A 19546-nucleotide genomic window follows, 5' to 3' on the forward strand; every position below is an offset into this window, starting at 1 on the left:
CTCCTGAGAGAGGACCGATGGCGAAAAAGGGGCGGAGGGGGGGCGAGGCGGCGGCGGGGTCAGCCGCTGACGACGGTGCGACCCTCGAAGGCACGACCGAGGGTGACCTCGTCGGCGTACTCGAGGTCGCCGCCGACGGGGAGACCGGAGGCGAGGCGCGTGATGCGGATCCCCATCGGGAGGAGCAGCCGGCTGAGGTAGGTGGCGGTCGCCTCCCCCTCGAGGTTCGGGTCGGTCGCGATGATGACCTCGGTGACGGTGCCGTCGGCGAGGCGTTGCATGAGGCGCCGGATGTTCAGGTCGTCGGGACCGACGCCGTCGATCGGGCTGATGGCGCCGCCGAGTACGTGGTAGAAGCCGCGGAACTCACGTGTCCGCTCGATGGCGACGACGTCCTTGGGCTCCTCGACGACGCAGATGAGGGCCGGGTTGCGACGCGGGTCGCGGCACACGCTGCAGAGGTTCTGCTCGGAGATGTTGCCGCAGATCTCGCAGAACTTGACCTTCTCGCGGACGACGGTGAGCAGCTCGGCGAGCTTCGACACGTCGAACGACTCCGTCTGGAGGATGTGGAACGCGATGCGCTGCGCCGACTTCGGACCGATACCGGGCAGCCGCCCGAACTCGTCGATCAGATCTTGGACGATTCCCTCGTACATGGCCTACCGCCCTCCGGAGCGCGGCTCGTGCGGCTGCTCCTCGATGAATGTGGCGCCGAGGAGCTCGCGGACGACGCTCTCGCCGTACCGGTTGTCGCCCGCGGGGTGGGTCGTCGGCACCGGGGGCGCCTGGCGCATCCGGACCGGGGGCTGCGGGCGCTGCTCGGCGACCGGTGCGGAAGCCGATGCGGCCTGCGGAGAGCCGGCGGGAGCTGCGGATGGCGCGACGGCCGCAGGTGATGGAGCAGGGGCCGACGACTCGAACGGGTCGGGGTAGGGCGGCTCGTCGTCCGGCGGCGGTGCGTCGTCGTCGGACGGGATCGAGACGACGTCCCACGTGACGGTGCGCGAGCCGAGCGCGTCGCCGTTGGACGGGCCTCGGGCTGGTGCTTGCTGGCGCGGCGGGGTCGACGGCTGCCGCTGCGTGGACGAGGTGGCCGGCGTCTCGGGGGCTCCGGATCCGGCGGGTCGCCCGGGCTGCCCTTCGACAGGCTCAGGGACCGGAGACGGCCGGGTCGTCGAAGCAGGCTCGGGCGCGGACGTGGGCCCTTCGACAGGCTCAGGGACCGGAGACGGCCGGGTCGACGAAGCAGGCTCGGGTGCGGACTCGGGCCCTTCGACAGGCTCAGGGACCGAGGACGGCCGGGTCGACGAAGCAGGCTCGGGCGCGGACGTGGGCCCTTCGACAGGCTCAGGGACCGAGGACGGCCGGGTCGACGAAGCAGGCTCGGGTGCGGACGCGGGCCCTTCGACAGGCTCAGGGACCGGGGGTTGCCCTTCGACCGGCTCAGAGACCGGAGACGGCTCGGGTTCATCGGCCGGCGGCGCGACCGTCGCCCACGAGGAGGCGGAGACGGAGGTCTGCTGCTCCGCCGGGGCGGTGACCGACGATGCGGGTGCCGACGGCGCGACGCCGGCCGGAGCAGCGGACGCGGGTTCGCCACCGGCTGGCGCGACGGTGGGCCACGACGACCGGGATCCCGACCCGCCGGCGCCGGCGGACGACGACGGGGCAGCGGGGGCTGGGACGGTCTGCGGCAGGCTCGGGGTCGACCAGGCGGACGACTCCGACGACGGAGCGCCGGTGGCGGGCGCATCGGTCCGTGGTGCCGGCGGCTCGTCGGCACCGGCCACCTTGGCGAGGTACTTCACCCGCACGCCGAGGACGTCGAGGACCGCCGTACGCAGGACCTCAGCGACACCGGTGCCGGGGGCGTGCCGTGCCTTGAAGTCGTTGAGATCGCTGTTGTTCGCGAACACGAGCGTGAGGACGTCGTCGTCCGAGTACCCGCCGACCTGGGTGTTGACGACGATCATCCAGGCCTTGCGGTCGGACTTCTCGACCCGCGCCACGATCTCGGGCCAGGCGTCGCGGATGTGCTGCAGGGTGACCGGGCCGACCCGAGGGGCGGCGGGGGTGGGTGCCGCGGTGTGCGCCTGATCCGACTCCTGCGCCGGTCGACGGTCGGGGGCCGCGGACTGGCCCGAAGCAGCGGAGGCGGCGGAGGCGGCGGACGCAGCGGCCGGGGCGGGAGCCGGGGTGGAGCTCGCCGCCGAGCTCGCGGGGACCGCGCCGGCAGGGGCCGGAGCGCGGTCGGCGACCACGGGCTGCGCCGAGACCGCTGTCTGGCCGCCCTCGGCTGCAGCTCCTTCGACGCCGATGCGACGTTCGAGCCGCTCCACCCGAGCGAGCGCACCACGAGCGGAGTCGTCGGCTGCGGGCACGAGGATGCGCGCCATCATGAGCTCGAGGTGGAGCCGGGGCGACGTCGCGCCCGTCATCTGGGTGAGCGCCTCGTTCACGACGTCGGCCGTGCGCGACAGCTCGGCGATGCCGAACGCCCGCGCCTGGGCGAGCATCTTGTCGAGTTCGTCCTGCGGGAGGCCGCGGAGGACCGCTGCAGCGTTCTCGCCCGTGGCGGCCACGACGATGAGGTCGCGGAGTCGCTCGAGCAGGTCGTCGACGAAGCGGCGTGGGTCTTGGCCGGTCTGGATGACGCGGTCGACGGTGCTGAAGGCGGCACCGGAGTCGCGGGCGGCCAGGGCGTCGACCACTTCGTCGAGCAGGGCCGTGTGGGTGTAGCCGAGCAGGGCGACCGCGCGCTCGTAGTCGACGGAGTCACCCTCGGACCCGGCCATCAGCTGGTCGAGCAGGGACAGCGTGTCGCGAGCGGAACCGCCACCGGCCCGGACGACGAGCGGCAGCACGCCGGCCTCGACACCCACGTGCTCGCTCTCGCACAGCTGCTGGACGTAGTCGAGCATCTGCGCCGGCGGGATGAGCCGGAAGGGGTAGTGGTGGGTGCGGGAGCGGATCGTGCCGATCACCTTGTCGGGCTCGGTCGTCGCGAAGATGAACTTCACGTGCTCCGGCGGCTCCTCGACGATCTTCAGCAGGGCGTTGAACCCCTGCGGGGTGACCATGTGCGCCTCGTCGAGGATGAAGATCTTGTAGCGGTCGCGCGCGGGCGCGAAGATCGCGCGCTCGCGGAGGTCGCGGGCGTCGTCGACACCGTTGTGGCTGGCTGCGTCGATCTCGACGACGTCGAGCGAGCCGGAGCCGTCGCGGGAGAGGTCGACACAGCTCGCGCAGACGCCGCACGGGGTGTCGGTGGGGCCCTCGGCGCAGTTGAGGCAACGGGCGAGGATGCGCGCGGACGTCGTCTTGCCGCAACCACGTGGACCACTGAACAGGTACGCGTGGTTGACACGGTTGGTGCGCAGGGCCGTCATGAGGGGATCGGTCACCTGCGCCTGACCGATCAAGTCGGCGAACGTCTCGGGCCGATACCGGCGATACAGAGCTGTGACCACCCACCAATGGTAGCCGTCGCCCCCGACATCGGAGTCGGGGATCGGACTCCCCCGTCCGTTCGCCCATTCCCGGGCGAACGATCGTTCCCTCGCCCGGGAATGGGCGAGGGAACGTCCGCTTCAGGCGGAAGCCGTCAGCGTCGGACGATCATGATCCAGGAGAGCTGCACGTCCGTGCCACCGCCCGAACCGACCGGATCGAGGGTGATCGACAGACGGCCGTCCGCATCCGGCTGCACGGACGACAGCGTCGCCACGGTCGGGGTGCCGGTGATCGGCTGTGCGCTGAGCAGTGTCGCCCCGTTCGCCCCGATGTCCGCGCGCCGGTTGTTCGCCCACTGCGACCACGGATCGTACAGACCGACGTACACGTCGTAGCTCCCCGCGTCGAGCGAGTCGAACGCGTACTCCAGCGTGCGGTCGGTCGCGGAACTCGCGACGTAGCGGAGCGACTCCGAGAACGGCCCGTCGGTCGTGCCCGTCTCCGCGCCGACGACGCCCCAGTTCGCGCCGGTGGCCGCGTCGGCCCCGAGCGTCCGGTCGAACGTGGAGTTGAGCAGGGTGCCGTCGGCCTCCGCCACCGAGCGGATCGCGTCGTACTCGGGCGACGCCGTTCCCCCGGCGTCGACGAGGTAGACGAGGTCCTTCGGGACGACCGTCACCTGGCGGGTCACCGGGCGGGACACGCCCTCGACCGTGCCGGTCAGCGAGACCGGGCCGGGGACGGCGAGCGCCGCGGTGTCCCACGTGATCGACCGGGTGGTCGTGGCGCCGCCCTCCGTGACCTGCGCCTCGGTCGGCAGGGTGCTCGCATCGCCGAGCCGGACGGTCGCCGGCACGTCGACGTCGACCGCGACCTTGCCCTTCCCCTCGAGGTCCGCGAGCGTCCACTCGTCGTACCACTTCAGGGACAGGGATCCGTCGTCGCCGAACTCGAGCGGGAGCCAGACGGCCGGCGCGTTGCGGAGGTCGGACGGCGTCCAGCGGTCGCCCATGTAGATGAACTCACCGGCGGCCGCGTCGATGGGGATCACGGACGTGCTCTGGCTGCCGTGGGTCGTCGACGCACCGGAGCCGCTCACCGGGTTGCCGTGGTCGGTCCACTCCCCCAGCATCGAGTCGGTGGTGGCGTACTTGGCCGGGTTGGGGTTCCAGCCCGTCGCGCCCGAGGTGATCAGGTAGTAGGTGCCGTCGTAGACGAACACGGCCGGAGCTTCCCGCTGTCCACCGATGTAGGTGCGGGTGAAGTCCTCGCCCTTCACGGCGCGGTCGACGGGTGCCGACAGGAACATGAAGTTCGACGACAGCTTGGAGATGAAGAGGGTCAGGTTCTCCTCGCTCGCGTAGATGATGTAGCCGGTGCCGTCGACGTCGGTGAAGAGGTTCATGTCGCGCGCCATACCGGGGCTGTCGGGCTGGTAGTTCGGCTCGCCCTCCGGTGCGACGTTCAGGCGGTAGCTGTCCACGTAGCGGAACGGGCCGGTCGGCGAGTCGGAGACCGCGACCCCGGCGGTCGCCTTCGCGTACTGCGCGTCGGAAGTCGCACTCGGCCCGTCGGTGTGGATCCACATGACCCACTGCTCGGTTGCGGCGTTGTACATGACCTTCGGCCGCTCGAGGATCGCCGCGGGGACGGCCGGATCGCTCGGGACCGTCAGGAGGTCGCGGACGACCGCCGCGCGTTGCCGGGCCGTGTAGTCGGCGTACAGCTCGGCTGCGGCCGGATCGGTCGTGAGCTGGTCGGCGGTCGACAGGGCCTGCAGCGCGAGGCCTTCGTCGGTCCAGTTGTACAGGTCGCGCGAGGAGTACACGTGCACCCCGCGGCTGCTCGCGTAGCCGTTCCACCGGTCTTCGCCGTACCAGTAGTAGATCGGCTGGCCGTCGGCGGCCGTCGACGGCACGACCTGCCCGCCGTGTGCCTGGATCGGGTTGCCCTGGTCGTCCACCCAGGCCTGGCCCGGGCGGAACGAGTCGTAGGTGACGATCGGCCGGAGTGCGGTGAGTGCGGCCCCGAGCGCGTCGTAGGCCGCGGTGAGTGCCGCGGTGTCGGTCGACCCAGCGTCCACGAGCGCCTGGGCGTCGGCGATCGCCGCGTCGAGGACGGCGAGCGAATCGGCGACGTAGCCCGCACGCTGACCCTCGTCGAGGGTGACGGCCCGGATCTTCGCCGCGAGCACCTCGGTGGAGGCCGTGTGCGGCGCTCGGATGACGATGTAGTTCACCGCTGGGTCGGTGTAGGTGTTGGTTCGACCCGCCGGGCTGTGGACCTCGAGGTCGAGGGTGCCGTCGTCGACGCTCACCGTGAGCTGCTGTTCGAGGAGCGCACCGGCCGGCGCGGTGACCTGGGCGAGCGTCTCGCCCTCGGCCCGGAGGTCGAGCGGTCGTGCCGCCCAGCCGCTCGGCAGGTTGAACCCGAGGGTGACCTCGTAGTCGCCGGCCGGGAGGTCGAAGGCGTAGTCGACCGACCGCGTCGGGAGGGAGCTGCCCGCGGGCGGTGCGTCGTAGCGGAGGGAGGCGGTCTTCTCGGTCCCGGAGGAGCTGTTGGGCGTCGGGTTGCTGTTCGCGTCGGCGACGAATCCCCAGGACGCGCCGGTGGCGGCGTCGACCCCGTAGGACTGGTCGGTGCGTGACTGGTACAGCCCGATGTGGTCGCCGGCGGAGACCGCGTCGGTCACCGTGCTGCCGGCGTTCGCGAAGTAGAGGACGAAGTCGTTGGCGACGAGCTCGTCGACCGTCGGGCTCGGGTAGCTCGGTGCGGCCTCGGCACGCGGTGCGTCCGCCGTGACGAGGGCGCCGGAGAGACCGAGGGCGAGGACCACCGCGCCCGCGACGCCACTGCGTCCGACACCGGCGCTGGAGGACGCGTCTTCGGCGGAGCTCGAGGCGGCGACCCGACGACGGCGGAGGATGAGCAGTGCACCCGCGAGCAGGAGCACCGCAGCGACGATCACCGCGGCGGTGATCGAGACACCCGACACGGCGAGCCCACCGGCACCGCCTGCGTTCGTGCCCGAGCCCGGCTGACCGACCCCTGGGTTCGCCCCTGGCTCGCCGCCCGGCCCGGTTCCGGGATCGGTGCCACCGGGCAGGGAGTCGACGGTGTTGCCCGGGCCGCCGTTCGTGCCATCGGCGACAGGGACTGCACCGGCCGCGGCGACGGCACCCGTCTCGCCGAGCGCGACGCCGGCCGCGAGCAGACCGTCGGGCAGTGCCGCACGGGCGTCGGCAGCGCCCCAGACGGTGACCGATCCGTCGGCGGCGATCGCCCCGGACAGGTACGGACCCGCGAAGACACGGACGACGTCGACCCCGTCGAGGGACGCCGGCACCTCGGTCTGGCCGGAGCCGTCCGCACCCCAGGCGAGGACGGTGCCGTCGTCGGCGAGGGCGAGCGCGTGGTCGGTGCCGGCGGCGAGCTGCACGACGTCCTCGTCGGCGAGCGCCGCCGGGAGCTCGAGCTGCCCGGCGTCGCTCCGGCCCCAGGGGACGACGTCACCGTCGTCGGTGAGGGCGACGGTGAAGCCGGAGCCGATGGCGACGTCGGTCACGCGTGCACCGTCGAGCGCGGTCGGGAGGTCGTTCTGTCCGAATGCGTCGTCACCCCAGAGCGCCAGCGTGCCGTCGGCGCGGACGGCGGCCGAGTTCGGTCCGCCGGCGGCGATGCGGAGGACCCGGTCGAGCCCTGCCGGGACCGTGGCCTGGCCGTCGGCGTCGCGGCCCCAGGCGGTGACGGTGCCGTCGGCGGCGAGCGCGAGCGAGTGGTTCGTGCCGGCCGCCACCTGGGTGATCGTCCCGGTGAGGCTCGGGACGGTCGCCTGGCCGAAACCGTCGGCGCCCCACGCGAGCACGGTGCCGTCCGCGCCGAGCGCGACGGCGTGGCCAAGACCGGCGGCGACACCGGTGACCGGGATGCCGACGAGCTCCGCGGGAGCCGCCGGGTCGCCCCAGCTGAGCAGGGTCGCCGTGGGCGCCTCGGCAGCGGTCGCGCTCCCGGCCGTCAGGGCGGTGGTGCCGACGATGGCGACCGTCAGGAGGCCGGCGGCGAGACCGCCCCGCCGCAGGACGGCGGCACCTCCATCCGGTGTCGATCGGTCGGGTCGTCTCGTCGCTCGTCGCATGCTGCGGCGTCCTTTCACGTCATCGTGGGGTGCTGCGTTTGGATCGGTCCCTGAGCCTGTCGAAGGGCGGGGAGAGGTTTTGGGCCCTTCGACAAGCTCAGGGACCGGGTGGGGTCAGGGACCGGGGTTGAGGTGCTGCGTTTGGATCGGTCCCTGAGCCTGTCGAAGGGCGGGGAGAGGATTGGTGGCCCTTCGACAAGCTCAGGGACCGGGTGGGGTCAGGGACCGGGGTTGAGGTGCTGCGTTTGGATCGGTCCCTGAGCCTGTCGAAGGGCGGGGAGAGGATTGGTGGCCCTTCGACGAGCTCAGGGACCGGGTGGGGTCAGGGACCGGGGCGGGTTGGCGGCTAGAACTCGGTCGGGCCGAGCGAGGGGCGGGCGAGGAAGGACAGGGCAGGCGTCGTGAGCGCGTGGAACTCGAACACCGTGAAGCGGTTCTCCCCGGCACGGAGCTGGCCGCCGGGGACGTACAGCGTGTGCTGCGGCCCCCGCGACCAGTAGCGGCCGAGCAGGAAGCCGTTCACCCAGACGAGCCCCTTGCCCCAGGCCGCGGTGTCGAGGAACAGGTCGGTGGGCGCGTCGAGTGTGACGGTGGCGGTGAGGAGGACCGGCCCGGCACCGCTGATCGGCGCGTCAGCCGTGCGCGTGGCTGCGGCGTCCACGACGGCGTCGAGGCGGTCGAGGGCCACGGGGGCGATGCCCCACGACGTGAGTTCCACGCCGTCGAGCGACACGGGCCCGATGATCCCCTTCGGCTCCCCCAGGCGCTTGCCGTAGTTGACGCGGCCCTGGTTCTCGAGGAGGAGTTCGAGCGTCTCGCCCGCCGGGATGACGATGGACCGCTCCTTGAACTCGCGGGTGAGTGCACCGACCGGCACGCCGTCGACGGAGACGACCACGCGGTCGCGCACCTCGGCGAACCGGAGCACCCCGCCGCGTCCGCCGATCGACGCCCGGTAGCGCGCCAGACCGCTGAACGCTCCGAGTTCGTCCATCGTGGGGATCCGGTCGAAGGCCCGGAGCGGCGCGATCTCGTCGGCCACGTCCGCGAACGGGACCTCCTGCTCGAAGGACGCGGTGAACGCCGGGGCGTCCGTCGCAGCGGGCGGGATCTCCGTCGGCACCTCGGCGTACTTCGCGATCACGTCGCGGAAGGCGAAGAACTTCTCCGTCGGGTGGCCCGCCTCGTCGAGGGGCGCGTCGTAGTCGTAGGAGGTGACGTGCGAGCGGTACTGCCCCTTGTCGTTCGCGCCGCCGGTGAACCCGAAGTTCGTGCCGCCGTGGAACATGTAGATGTTCACGGACGCACCGGCCGCGAGGAGCGCGTCGAGGTCCGCCGCCGTCTCCGCGATGGGCGTCGTGTGGTGGTGCTCGCCCCAGTGGTCGAACCAGCCGTCCCAGAACTCCGAGCACATGAGCGGCCCGGTCGGCTGGTGTTCACGCAGGGTCGCGAGGCGTTCGAGCGAGCGGCTGCCGAAGGAGCCGGTCTTGTGGAGATCGGGGATGCTGCCGTCCTCGAGCATCTGGGCCGTGGGCTGGTCGACGGTCGTCAGCGGCACCGTGATGCCGAGCTCGCGGGTCCACGCCGTCAGCGTGCGGAGGTAGTCGTGGTCGTCGCCGTAGGCGCCGTACTCGTTCTCGACCTGCACGAGGATGACGGGACCACCGCGGTCGATCTGCAGCGGGGCGACGATCGGCAGTAGCGCCTCGAAGTATTCGCGGACGGCGGCCAGGTAGCGAGGCTCGCTGCGACGGAGGCCGAGCTCGGGGTCGTGCAGCAGCCAGCCGGGCAGGCCGCCGTTGTCCCACTCGGCGCAGATGTAGGGGCCGGGACGCACGATCGCGTACATGCCGGCGTCGGCCACGAGTCCGAGGAAGCGTTCGAGGTCGTTCACGCCCGTGGTGTCGAACACGCCGCGCTCGGGGCTGTGCTGGTTCCACGCGACGTAGGTCTCGATGGTGTTGAGGCCCATGAGCTTCGCCTTCGCGATGCGGTCCGCCCACTGCTCGGGGTGTACCCGGAAGTAGTGGAGGGCTCCGGAGAGGATCCGGAACGGCTGACCGTCGAGCAGGAAGTCGTCGTCGCCGATGGAGAAGGTGGGCATGCTGGGGCTCCGTGATGAAGGGGTGCGGATGGAGCGACCACGGCCGGCCGGAGCGGATCCCGGAGGACCCTCCGACCGGCCGCGGTCGATGGTGCTGGTGCTACAGGTGCCGTTCGACTACTTCTCGGTGACCGTGAAGCCCTGCGTGTTGCCGTACTCGACGAGCTGCTTCTGCCAGTCGGCGAGGCCGTCGTTCAGGTCGGCCTTGTTCGCGTAGGACTGCCCGACGGTGTCGGCGAAGATGCTGTTCGCGTAGACCTGGTAGGGCAGGTACTGCCAACCGGTCGACACGTCCTTCGCGCCCTGCACGAGGACCTCGTTGATCTTCTGTCCACCGAAGTACTCCGGCGCCGCGGAGAGGAATTCGTCGGAGTTCAGGTCGGCGGTCGTCGCCGGGAAGCCGCCGTTGTCGAGGAAGACCTTGACGCTGTCCTCGTCGTTGTTCAGCCACTTGAGGAAGCCCGCGGCGAGCGCCGGGTTCTTGCTCTGCTTCAGCACGACCTGGCCACCGCCACCGTTCTCGGCGTTGGCGGGCTTGCCGTCGTAGGTCGGGATCGGGGCGACGCGCCACTGGCCGGAGGCCTCGGCGACGGACGACTCGAGCACACCGGGCATCCAGGCGCCCGTGATGAGCGTCGCGATGCTGCCGTTGCCGAGCGACTTGTACCAGTCGTCGCTCCAGCCGGGAACGCTGGAGAGCAGGTCGCCCTCGACGAGCTGGTTCCAGGTGTCGGCCCACTTCTTGGAGCCCTCGTCGGCGAGGTTGACGCTCACCTTGGTGCCGTCGGCGGTGAACGGACGTCCACCGGCCTGCCAGATCATGCTGGTCGCGAAGCCGGAGTCACCGGAGTCGTTGGTGATGTACTTCGACGGGTCAGCCGTGTGCAGCTGTGCGGCTGCCGCGATGTACTCGTCCCAGGTGGTCGGCACGGCGATGCCGTACTGGTCGAACACCGTCTTGTTGTAGAACATGGCCATGGGGCCGGAGTCCTGCGGGAGGGCGTAGAGGCCGTCGCCGATGTTGACGGAGCTCCACGGGCCGGGGCTGTAGTCGTCCTTCAGGTCGCCGAAGCCGTAGGCGTTGAGGTCGACGAGGGAGTCGCTGAGCGCGAACTGCGGGATGGCGTAGTACTCGACCTGCGCGACGTCGGGGGCACCCTTACCGGCCTTGATCGCGTTCTGCAGCTTCGTGTACTCGGTGGTGTTGGTGCCGGCGTTGACGAGGTTGACCTTGACCTTGGGGTAGGCCTTCTCGAACGCGGCGACCTGCGCCTCGGCGGAGGGCGTCCAGGACCAGTAGGTGATCTCGCCACCGGCTTCGAGGGCGGACTCGATGTCCTTCGCGTCGCCCGAGGCGGTGCTGCCGCCGCCGGACGAGCAGGCGACGAGCGAGGCTCCGATCATCGCGGACGCGACGGCCGCCGTGGCCGCGCGGCGCAGAACCGTGCGAGACGGTGAGATGCGCTTCATGGGTGTTTCCTTTCACTGCGTTGGGAGGAGGAGGTGATGCCCCGGTCCCTGAGCCTGTCGAAGGGCGGAGGTGGTGCCCTTCGACAAGCTCAGGGACCGGTTGGTGATGCGGTGGTGCGGGTTGGGAACGGGTGTTGGCGCGGGTGGCCCTTCGACAAGCTCAGGAACCGAGACCGCAGGAAGGATCAGCCCTTGACGCTGCCGGCGCTGAGGCCCGACTGCCAGAAGCGCTGCAGGAAGAGGAACGCGATGACGATCGGGACGATGGTCAGGAGCGATCCGGTGATCACGAGGTTGAAGATCGGTTGGGCAGCGACACCGGTGGCCTGGGCGCTCCACTGGCTGAGGCCGACGGTGAGCGGATACCAGGTGGGCTCCGACAGCATGATGAGCGGCAGGAAGTAGTTGTTCCACGTCGCGACGATCGCGAAGAGGAGCACCGTGACGATGCCGGGGCCGAGGAGTCGCAGCGAGATCGTGAAGAAGGTGCGGAACTCCCCCGCGCCGTCCATGCGGGCGGCCTCGAGCAGTTCGGTCGGGACCGCGTCCACCGCGTACGTCCAGATGAGGTACAGACCGAACGGGCTGACGAGCGAGGGCAGGATGACCGCCCACGGCGTGTTCGTGAGGCCGAGCTGGCTGAACATCAGGAAGGTCGGGACGGCGAGCGCCGTGCCCGGCACCGCGATGGAGCCGAGGATGATCGCGAAGACGGCGCGCTTGCCCGGGAACCGGAACTTGGCGAGGCCGTAGCCGCCGATCGTGGCGAGCAGCGTCGCCCCACCGGCACCGACCACCACGTAGAGCAGCGTGTTGCCGAACCAGCCGACGAACTGCCCGTCGCGGTAGGTGAGCGTGTCGACGATGTTCTGCCAGAGGTTGAACCCGCCGTCGCCGAACCAGAGACCGAAGGACGAGAAGAGGTCGGGCTGGGACTTCGTCGCGTTGATGACGAGCCACAGGATCGGGACGACCGAGTAGATGAGGAAGACGGCCATGACGATCGTGAGGACGATCGAGCGCTTCCGGCGCGGGTCGTGGCGCTTCCTGGTGGGCCGGTCGAAGGCGCGCGGGTTGCGGGCGGTCCGGGTCGACACGGTCTGCGGGCGGACGGTCGGGTTCGAGACGGTGGCCATCAGCTGTTCTCCTGTCGGGAGCCGCGCACCTGCACGACGTAGGCGATGACGGCGGTGATGACGCCCATGATGATCGCGACCGTCGCCGCGAGGTTGAACTGCTGACCGGCGAAGGACAGGTTGTAGGCGTACATGTTCGGGGTGAAGTTGCTCGTGATCACGTTGGGCGCGAGGTTCTTCAGCAGGTTCGGCTCGTTGAAGAGCTGGAACGACCCGATGACGGAGAAGATCGTCGCGATGACGAGGGCTCCGCGGAGGGCGGGGATCTTGATGCTGAAGACGGTGCGGAACTGTCCGGCCCCGTCGATCTCGGCCGCCTCGTAGATCTCACCGGGTACGACACGGAGGGCGGCGTAGAAGATGAGCATGTTGTAGCCCATGAACTCCCACGTCACGATGTTGCCGATGGACGCGAGGACGGCCTGGGAGCTGAACGGCTCGAGGATCTGGGCGCCGACGAGGTCGTTGAAGCTGCCGGCGAGACCGAACTGGTCGCCGTAGATGAAGCCCCAGATGAGTGCCGCGACGACGCCCGGGACGGCGTACGGCAGGAAGAGCGCGATGCGGAAGAAGGCGGCGCCGTGGAGCCGGGCACTGTCGAGCGCGAGCGCCGCGGTGAGGGACAGGGCGAGCATGATCGGCACCTGCACGACGAAGAACAGGGCGACGCGGCCGAACGGCTCCCAGAACTTCGGGTCCTGGAGCACCTGGGCGTAGTTGTCGAGGCCGACGAAGGCGTTGCCGCCGATGAGCTTCTCCTGGAAGAAGCTGAGGTACAGCGCGTAGACGAGCGGCGCGATGATCATCAGCGCGAAGACGATCATGAAGGGGGCGATGAACGCCCAGCCCTTCCAATCCCGGCGGTCGCGTCGGTGGACACGGACCGCTGGTGGCCGGCCGGTGCGAGCGGTCGTGGTGGTCATGGGCAGCTTCCTTGCTGGGATTCGGGCGGAACCGTCGTGCGGTGGAGCCGTGCGGGGGAGGGAACACGTTGGATGTTTACGTCAACATCTGTTCGGTACCATAGCATGTTCACGTCAACATGCAAGGATGGATGCGACGATAGGGAGACCATGACGGACACCACCCGGAGAGCGCCTGGCCGCGCCAGGCGAGCACCGTCGATGGCGGACGTCGCAGCGCACGCCGGCGTCTCGTCCCAGACCGTCTCCCGCGTCGCGAACGGGCTGACCAACGTGGACGACGGCACCCGCGACCGCGTGCTCGAGGCCATGACCGAGCTCGGCTACCGCCCGAACAAGGCCGCGCGGGCGCTGCGATCAGGGCGCACGCGCAGCATCGGGATCACGATGTTCACGCTCTCCTCCTACGGCAACATGCGCACGCTCGACGCGATCACGGTCCAGGCGGCACGGGCCGGGTATTCGGTCACGGTCGTCCCCGTCGAGTACCCGACGCAACGCGACGTCGCGGTCGCGCTCGACAGCCTCCGCGAGCAGGACGTCGACGGCCTGATCATCGTCATCGAGTCGCACATCGTCGACGGCGCCGACGTCGAACTCCCCTCCGGCCTGCCGGTCGTCGTCATCGACTCCGCGGCACGCACCGACTACCCGGTCGTCGACAACGACCAGGCACAGGGCGCGGCACTCGCCACCCAGCACCTCCTCGACCTCGGACACCAGGGCGTCTGGCACATCGCCGGCCCCCGTACCTCCTACTCGGCGGCTCGTCGTGAGCAGAGCTGGGCCGACACCCTGCGGGAGGCCGGCATCACCCCGCCGCCCGCGTTCCGTGGCGACTGGTCGACGACCTCGGGGTACGAGATCGGCCTCGAGATCGCCGAGCGCCCGGAGATCACGGCCGTGTTCGCGTCGAACGACCAGATGGCGCTCGGGCTCCTGCGCGCCCTGCACGAGCGTGGGCGTGCCGTGCCGCAGTCGATCAGCGTCGTCGGTTTCGACGACACCCCGGAGTCGGACTCGTTCTGGCCGCCACTCACGACGGTGCACCAGGACTTCGACGAGATCGGCCGCCGGGCGATCACCACGCTCCTCCGCGAGATCGAGGAGGGCCCGCAGCTCTCCACCGAGCCCCTCACGCCGACGTCCCTCGTCGTCCGCGCGAGCACGGCTCCCCCGCCCGCGCGCTGAGGTGAGGGAGACACTCCACGCGGTCATTGAGCCTGTCGAAATGCCCACGGCGACACCTCGATCAGCTCGGCGAACGAAGCCCCGGTCATTGAGCCTGTCGAAATGCACACCTCCGCACTTCGACAGGCTCAGTGACCGGAACGGACCGGAACGGGGACCTCAGCGGCCGGCCATCGCTTGACACCCGAGCGAGGGGTCGCCCATACTCGTCGGAAATGTTGACGTGAACACGGTGGTTCGACGCCGCCGAATGTTCACGTGAACATCCCCTGCACCACGGCCTCCAACGAAGGAACCACCGATGACACTGCCGTCACCAGTCCGCCGACGAACGATCGGAGCGACCGTCGCCGTCGCCCTCGGCATCGCCGCGATCGCGCCAGCACTCGCCACCGTGGACGCCGCACCCGCGGCCGCCGCGGAGAGCACTACCCTCACCATCACCCCCAACCCGGCCTACCAGAACGAGGCGTTCGAAGGCTGGGGCACGAGCCTCGTCTGGTTCGCCAACGCCACGGGCGACTACCCGGCGGACGTCCGCCAGGACCTCTTCGACAAGGTGTTCGGTGAGGACGGCCTCAATCTCAACATCGCCCGCTACAACATCGGTGGCGGCAACGCGAGCGACGTCCCGCCCTACCTGCGGGCCGGCGGCGCGGTCGACGGCTGGTGGAACCCGGACCTCGCCGCGAGCGACGCCGACGGCCCCATCACCTCCGACTACGTCGACCGCGACCGCTACGCCGCCGCCTGGGACGCCGACGACCCGGCCTCCTACGACTTCGACGCCGACGAGACCCAGCGCTGGTGGCTCACAGCACTCAAGGACAAGATCACCAAGTGGGAGGCGTTCAGCAACTCCCCGCCCTACTTCATGACCGAGAGCGGCTATGCGTCGGGCAACTTCAACGCCGCCGACGAGCAGCTGAAGCCCGAGAGTGTCGACGACTTCGTCGCGTACCTCACCACCGTCGTCGACCACCTCGAGGCCGACACGGGCATCGACTTCGACACCATCGACCCCTTCAACGAGCCGAACACCAACTACTGGGGCACCCAGATCGACGAGGCCACCGGTTGGCCGAAGGGCGGACGCCAGGAGGGCGCGCACATCGGCCCGGCCATGCAGGACACCGTCATCAAGGCCCTCGCCGAGCGCCTCGCCGCCGAGGGCACCTCGACCGAGGCCGTCATCGCGGCCATGGACGAGACGAACCCCGGCATCTTCGCGACGAACTGGAACGGCTGGTCACAGACCGCCAAGGACCTCGTCACGCAGCTCAACGTCCACAGCTACGGCCAGGGCGGCAGCGTCGTCGCACGCGACATCGCGAAGACCGCCGGCAAGCCGCTGTGGATGAGCGAGGTCGAGGGCAACTGGGACTCCAGCGGCAAGCACAACCTCACGAACATCGACAACGGCATCGGCATGGCGACGCACCTCATCGACGACCTCCGCAACCTGGAGCCGACCGCGTGGGTGCTCTGGCAGCCCGTCGAGGACCTCTACAACATGGAGAAGGTCGAGAAGCTCAACTGGGGCAGCGTCCTCATCGACTTCGACTGCAACGCCGAGGGTGACTCGGAGCGACGCATCGCAGACGGTGACGCCGACCCGAGCTGCTCGGTGAAGACGAACGCGAAGTACAACACGCTCCGCAACTTCACCCACTACGTGCAACCCGGTGACCACCTCATCCCGTCCACCGACGCGCAGACCACCACGGCACTCCGTGCCGACGGCACGGGCGCGACCCTCGTGCACGCCAACCCGTCGACCTCGGCTCGGACGATCACGATCGACCTGTCGAAGTTCGCCGACATCGCTCCCGGAGCGACGGTCACGCCGGTCGTGACGACGGAGTCCCCCGCGGACGACGTCACCGCCAATGCACTCGTGCAGGGCGACGCCGTGTCGATCGACCCGGTGACCAAGCAGGCGACGCTCACCGTCCCGGCGAAGTCGGTCACCACCTTCCTCGTCGACGGTGCGACCGGTGTCGCAGCCGACGCGGCGCCGTTCCAGGACGGACACGCCTACCAGCTCGTCGGCAGGCAGAGCGCGAAGGCGTTCACCGCCGCAGCCTCGACGGGGTCCGTACCGGCCGGCACGATCACCCCGCGCGCTTCCGACGCCACGACCGGTGCCGCACAGGTGTGGACCGCCGAGCTCCTCTCCGGAGGCGGCACGAACACCGACCGCTACGCCGTCCGCAGCTCGTCCGGAGCACTCCTCTCCGCGACCTCCGCCGGCACCTCGCTCGTCGCCGCGACGCGGGAACAAGCTGCGGCCGACCCATCGCTGCAGTGGATCCCGACGACGACCAACGGCTCCGAGTGGAGCCTCGTGAACGTCGGAACCAGCCAGGCCCTCGAGGTCGGCGGGCAGTCCACCGCCACGGGTGCCGCCGTCGGCGTCTACCAGTCGAACAACGGCGCGAACCAGACGTGGAGCTTCGTCGACACCGCCCTCACGGGAGTGCAGCCCGTCACCGTGCAGACCGTCGCCGGTGTTCCGGCGGCGCTGCCCGCGACCGTGGTGCCGCTGTACGGCGCGGTCCAGGGCGCTCCGGTGCCGGTCACCTGGGACACCTCGGCCGTGGACTGGAACACGCCGGGCACGATCGTCGTGAACGGCTCCGGCACCGACGGGTGGGGTGCGGCGTTCACCGCGCAGGCCGCCGTCGACATCGGCGGCTTCACGACCACCGAGCCGGTCTCTCTGACGGTCGCCGCAGGGTCCCCCGCGAGCGCCGTCATCGCTGCGGCGCCGACCACGGTCCCGGCGCAGATCGGTGCGAGCACCAACCGCTTCGACACGGCCGTCACGTGGGACTTCAGCACCCTCGACGACGCCGACCTCGCCGACACCGGTGTGGTGCAGGTGCGCGGCGCGGCTGCGTCGAACGACCCGACCGCGGCACCGGTCGACGCACTCCTGTCGATCATCGTCACGGCGCCCGGCGAGCGGAACATCGCACCGGACGCCACGACCGTCGCGAGCGCGACGTCCACCGAGTCCGGCTATCCCGCGAGCAACACGAAGAACGGTGTGCGGAACGACAAGGGTTGGTCGAACTGGCGCTCGTCGAACAAGCCCGCGAGCGACACCTTGAGCTATGAGCTCGGCGGTGAGCACACGATCGAGCACGTCACCTTCTACGCCTACAAGGACGGGAGCACCAACAGCTGGCCGAGTGCGCTGACCGTGCAGTTCCGCGACGCCGACGGCGCGTGGATCGATGCTCCGGGTGGGGCGGTCGCCGTGCCGGTCCCGAGCGATGGGACGGCTCCGATCGTCGACGTCGACCTCGGTGGCGTCACGACGAGTGCGGTCCGCGTCGTGATGACGGCGTACGCGAACACCCACCTGGTCGTCTCGGAGGTCGAGATCTACGCGCTCGCACCGTCGGTCGCGACCGAGGCGAGTCTCGCCGCGCTGCGGGTGAACGGCACACCGGTCGAGGGCTTCGACGCAGGCGTCCTCGAGTACGAGGTGCCGCTCGCCGGGTCCGCCGATCCGGTGGTCGACGCCATCCCGGCCGACCGCGACGCGACGGTGACGATCGAGCCGCTTGACGCGGTACCGGCTGCCGCTGCTCGCGCTGCGGCTGATGCGAGCGACGGTGTCGTCATCACCGTGACGGCGGCCGACGGCGTGACCACGCAGTCGACGACCGTCACCTTCGCTCGGACGGCGGTCGCGACCGCGACGCTGTCGAGCGTGGCCCGCGAGGGCGTCCCGACGACCGCGGCGGTCGTCGTGGACCCCGAGGACGCGGCCGTGGTCTACGCCTGGCTGCTCGACGACGAGGTCGTGGACAGCGCCGACACGGCGACGTTCACGCCGCCCACCGGCAGTGCGGGTGCCGCGCTCGCGGTGCGGGTCACGGTCTCTGCCGATGGATTCGCGCCGGTCGAGACGACGTCCACGCCGGTGACGGTGCTCGCCGCCGCGGTGGACCCGGGGACCGATCCCGGCACCGACCCGGGGACGAACCCCGGCACCGGGCCCGGCACGGGCTCCGGTGGTGGCACGGTCGGTGGTGGTGACGGCACGAGCTCGCCCTCGGGTGGTTCGGCCACCGGCACCGACTCGCTGTCGCGCACGGGTGTCGACGTGTCGAGCATCGGGCTCGTCGCGCTGCTCCTCGGCCTCGTCGGCTTCGCCTCGGTGCTGATCGCGCGTCGCCGTCGCTCCGCGGAGTAGGTCGCTCCTGACGAACCCCGTCACCCGTCGTCTGGGGTGGCGGGGTTCGTCGTGTGTCGGCAGGCGCGCGGTTCCCGGGGGCACTTCGACAAGCTCAGTGACCGGAGCCCTTCCCGCGGAGAGACCCGCTCCCTGAGCCTGTCGAAGGGCCCACGAGCAACCACACCCGACACGAAACGGCTCCCCGAAGACACCTCCACAAGCTCAGTGACCCGAACGGTACCCCGCTCCCTGAGCCTGTCGAAGGGCCCACGAGCACCCACACCCGACACGAAACGGCTCCCCGAAGACACCTCCACAAGCTCAGTGACCCGAACGGTACCCCGCTCCCTGAGCCTGTCGAAGGGCCCACGAGCAACCACACCCGACACGAAACGGCTCCCCGAAGACACCTCCACAAGCTCAGTGACCCGAACGGTACCCCGCTCCCTGAGCCTGTCGAAGGGCCCACGAGCACCCACACCCGACACGAAACGGATCCCCGAAGACACCTCCACAAGCTCAGTGACCAGAACGGTACCCCGCTCCCTGAGCCTGTCGAAGGGCCCACGAGGAAGCCCCGCCGTCCGGGATGACTCGGGCGGCGGGGCTTCGTGGGTCGGGTGACTACTCGGCGTCGAGGTCCGTCTCGAGGAGACCGGCGAGCTCGGCGAGCGCCTCGTCGGCACCCTCGCCCTCGGCGCGGAGGGTCACGACGTCGCCGTTGGTGGCGCCGAGGCTCATGATCGTGAGGATGCTCGAGGCGTCGAGCGGGCCCGAGTCGCCCAGCTCGATCGTGACGGGCACCGGCTGGCGCTTGACCGTCTCGATGAAGAGCTTGGCGGGGCGGGCGTGCAGCCCGACGCGGCTGGCGATGGTGGCTTGGCGTTCGGCCATGGTGATGCTCCTTCTGCGGTTCGGTTGGTGCCGGCCAGACCAGTG

10 protein-coding genes are annotated in these 19546 nt (G+C 70.2%); 2 read left to right on the plus strand and 8 right to left on the minus strand.

Annotated features, from left to right (window positions below):
• Positions 1-59: 59 nt before the first annotated feature.
• The 7 genes from recR to B9Y95_RS13675 form a co-directional block, all read right to left on the minus strand.
• Positions 60-659, minus strand: a complete 600-nt coding sequence (gene recR, locus B9Y95_RS13645; protein ID WP_056014479.1) for a recombination mediator RecR — start codon at positions 657-659, stop codon at positions 60-62.
• 3 nt (positions 660-662) lie between these two features.
• A complete protein-coding gene (locus B9Y95_RS13650; RefSeq protein WP_085512462.1) occupies positions 663-3473 on the minus strand; it encodes a DNA polymerase III subunit gamma and tau in 2811 nt (936 codons plus the stop codon).
• A gap of 134 nt (positions 3474-3607) precedes the next feature.
• Positions 3608-7591: a family 43 glycosylhydrolase gene (locus B9Y95_RS21115; RefSeq protein ID WP_085512465.1), complete on the minus strand. Its 3984-nt coding sequence runs from the start codon at positions 7589-7591 to the stop codon at positions 3608-3610.
• 346 nt (positions 7592-7937) lie between these two features.
• Positions 7938-9695, minus strand: coding sequence for a glycoside hydrolase family 35 protein (locus tag B9Y95_RS13660; RefSeq protein WP_085512467.1), 1758 nt, complete (start codon positions 9693-9695; stop codon positions 7938-7940).
• 117 nt (positions 9696-9812) lie between these two features.
• Entirely contained in the window at positions 9813-11165 is a 1353-nt protein-coding gene (locus tag B9Y95_RS13665; protein WP_085512469.1) for an ABC transporter substrate-binding protein, read from the minus strand.
• A gap of 185 nt (positions 11166-11350) precedes the next feature.
• Positions 11351-12301, minus strand: a complete 951-nt coding sequence (locus B9Y95_RS13670) for a carbohydrate ABC transporter permease (RefSeq protein WP_085512471.1) — start codon at positions 12299-12301, stop codon at positions 11351-11353.
• Positions 12301-13224: a carbohydrate ABC transporter permease gene (locus B9Y95_RS13675; protein ID WP_085512474.1), complete on the minus strand. Its 924-nt coding sequence runs from the start codon at positions 13222-13224 to the stop codon at positions 12301-12303. The genes B9Y95_RS13670 and B9Y95_RS13675 overlap by 1 nt, the downstream gene beginning before the upstream one ends.
• 150 nt (positions 13225-13374) lie before the next feature.
• On the opposite strand from B9Y95_RS13675, the gene B9Y95_RS13680 reads away from it, so the two are divergent.
• Both B9Y95_RS13680 and B9Y95_RS13685 read left to right on the plus strand, forming a co-directional pair.
• The gene (locus B9Y95_RS13680) at positions 13375-14415 is read left to right on the plus strand and encodes a LacI family DNA-binding transcriptional regulator (protein ID WP_085512477.1); all 1041 of its coding nucleotides are present in this window, start codon (positions 13375-13377) and stop codon (positions 14413-14415) included.
• A 301-nt stretch (positions 14416-14716) separates the two neighbouring features.
• Positions 14717-18625, plus strand: coding sequence for a glycoside hydrolase (locus B9Y95_RS13685; RefSeq protein ID WP_085512479.1), 3909 nt, complete (start codon positions 14717-14719; stop codon positions 18623-18625).
• A gap of 606 nt (positions 18626-19231) precedes the next feature.
• Here B9Y95_RS13685 and B9Y95_RS13690 read toward each other — a convergent pair.
• On the minus strand, positions 19232-19501 hold the full coding sequence (locus tag B9Y95_RS13690) for an HPr family phosphocarrier protein (RefSeq protein WP_056014456.1): 270 nt from the start codon (positions 19499-19501) through the stop codon (positions 19232-19234).
• Positions 19502-19546: the final 45 nt, after the last annotated feature.

Source organism: Plantibacter flavus (assembly GCF_900177615.1).
Classification (GTDB): Bacteria; Actinomycetota; Actinomycetes; order Actinomycetales; family Microbacteriaceae; genus Plantibacter; species Plantibacter flavus.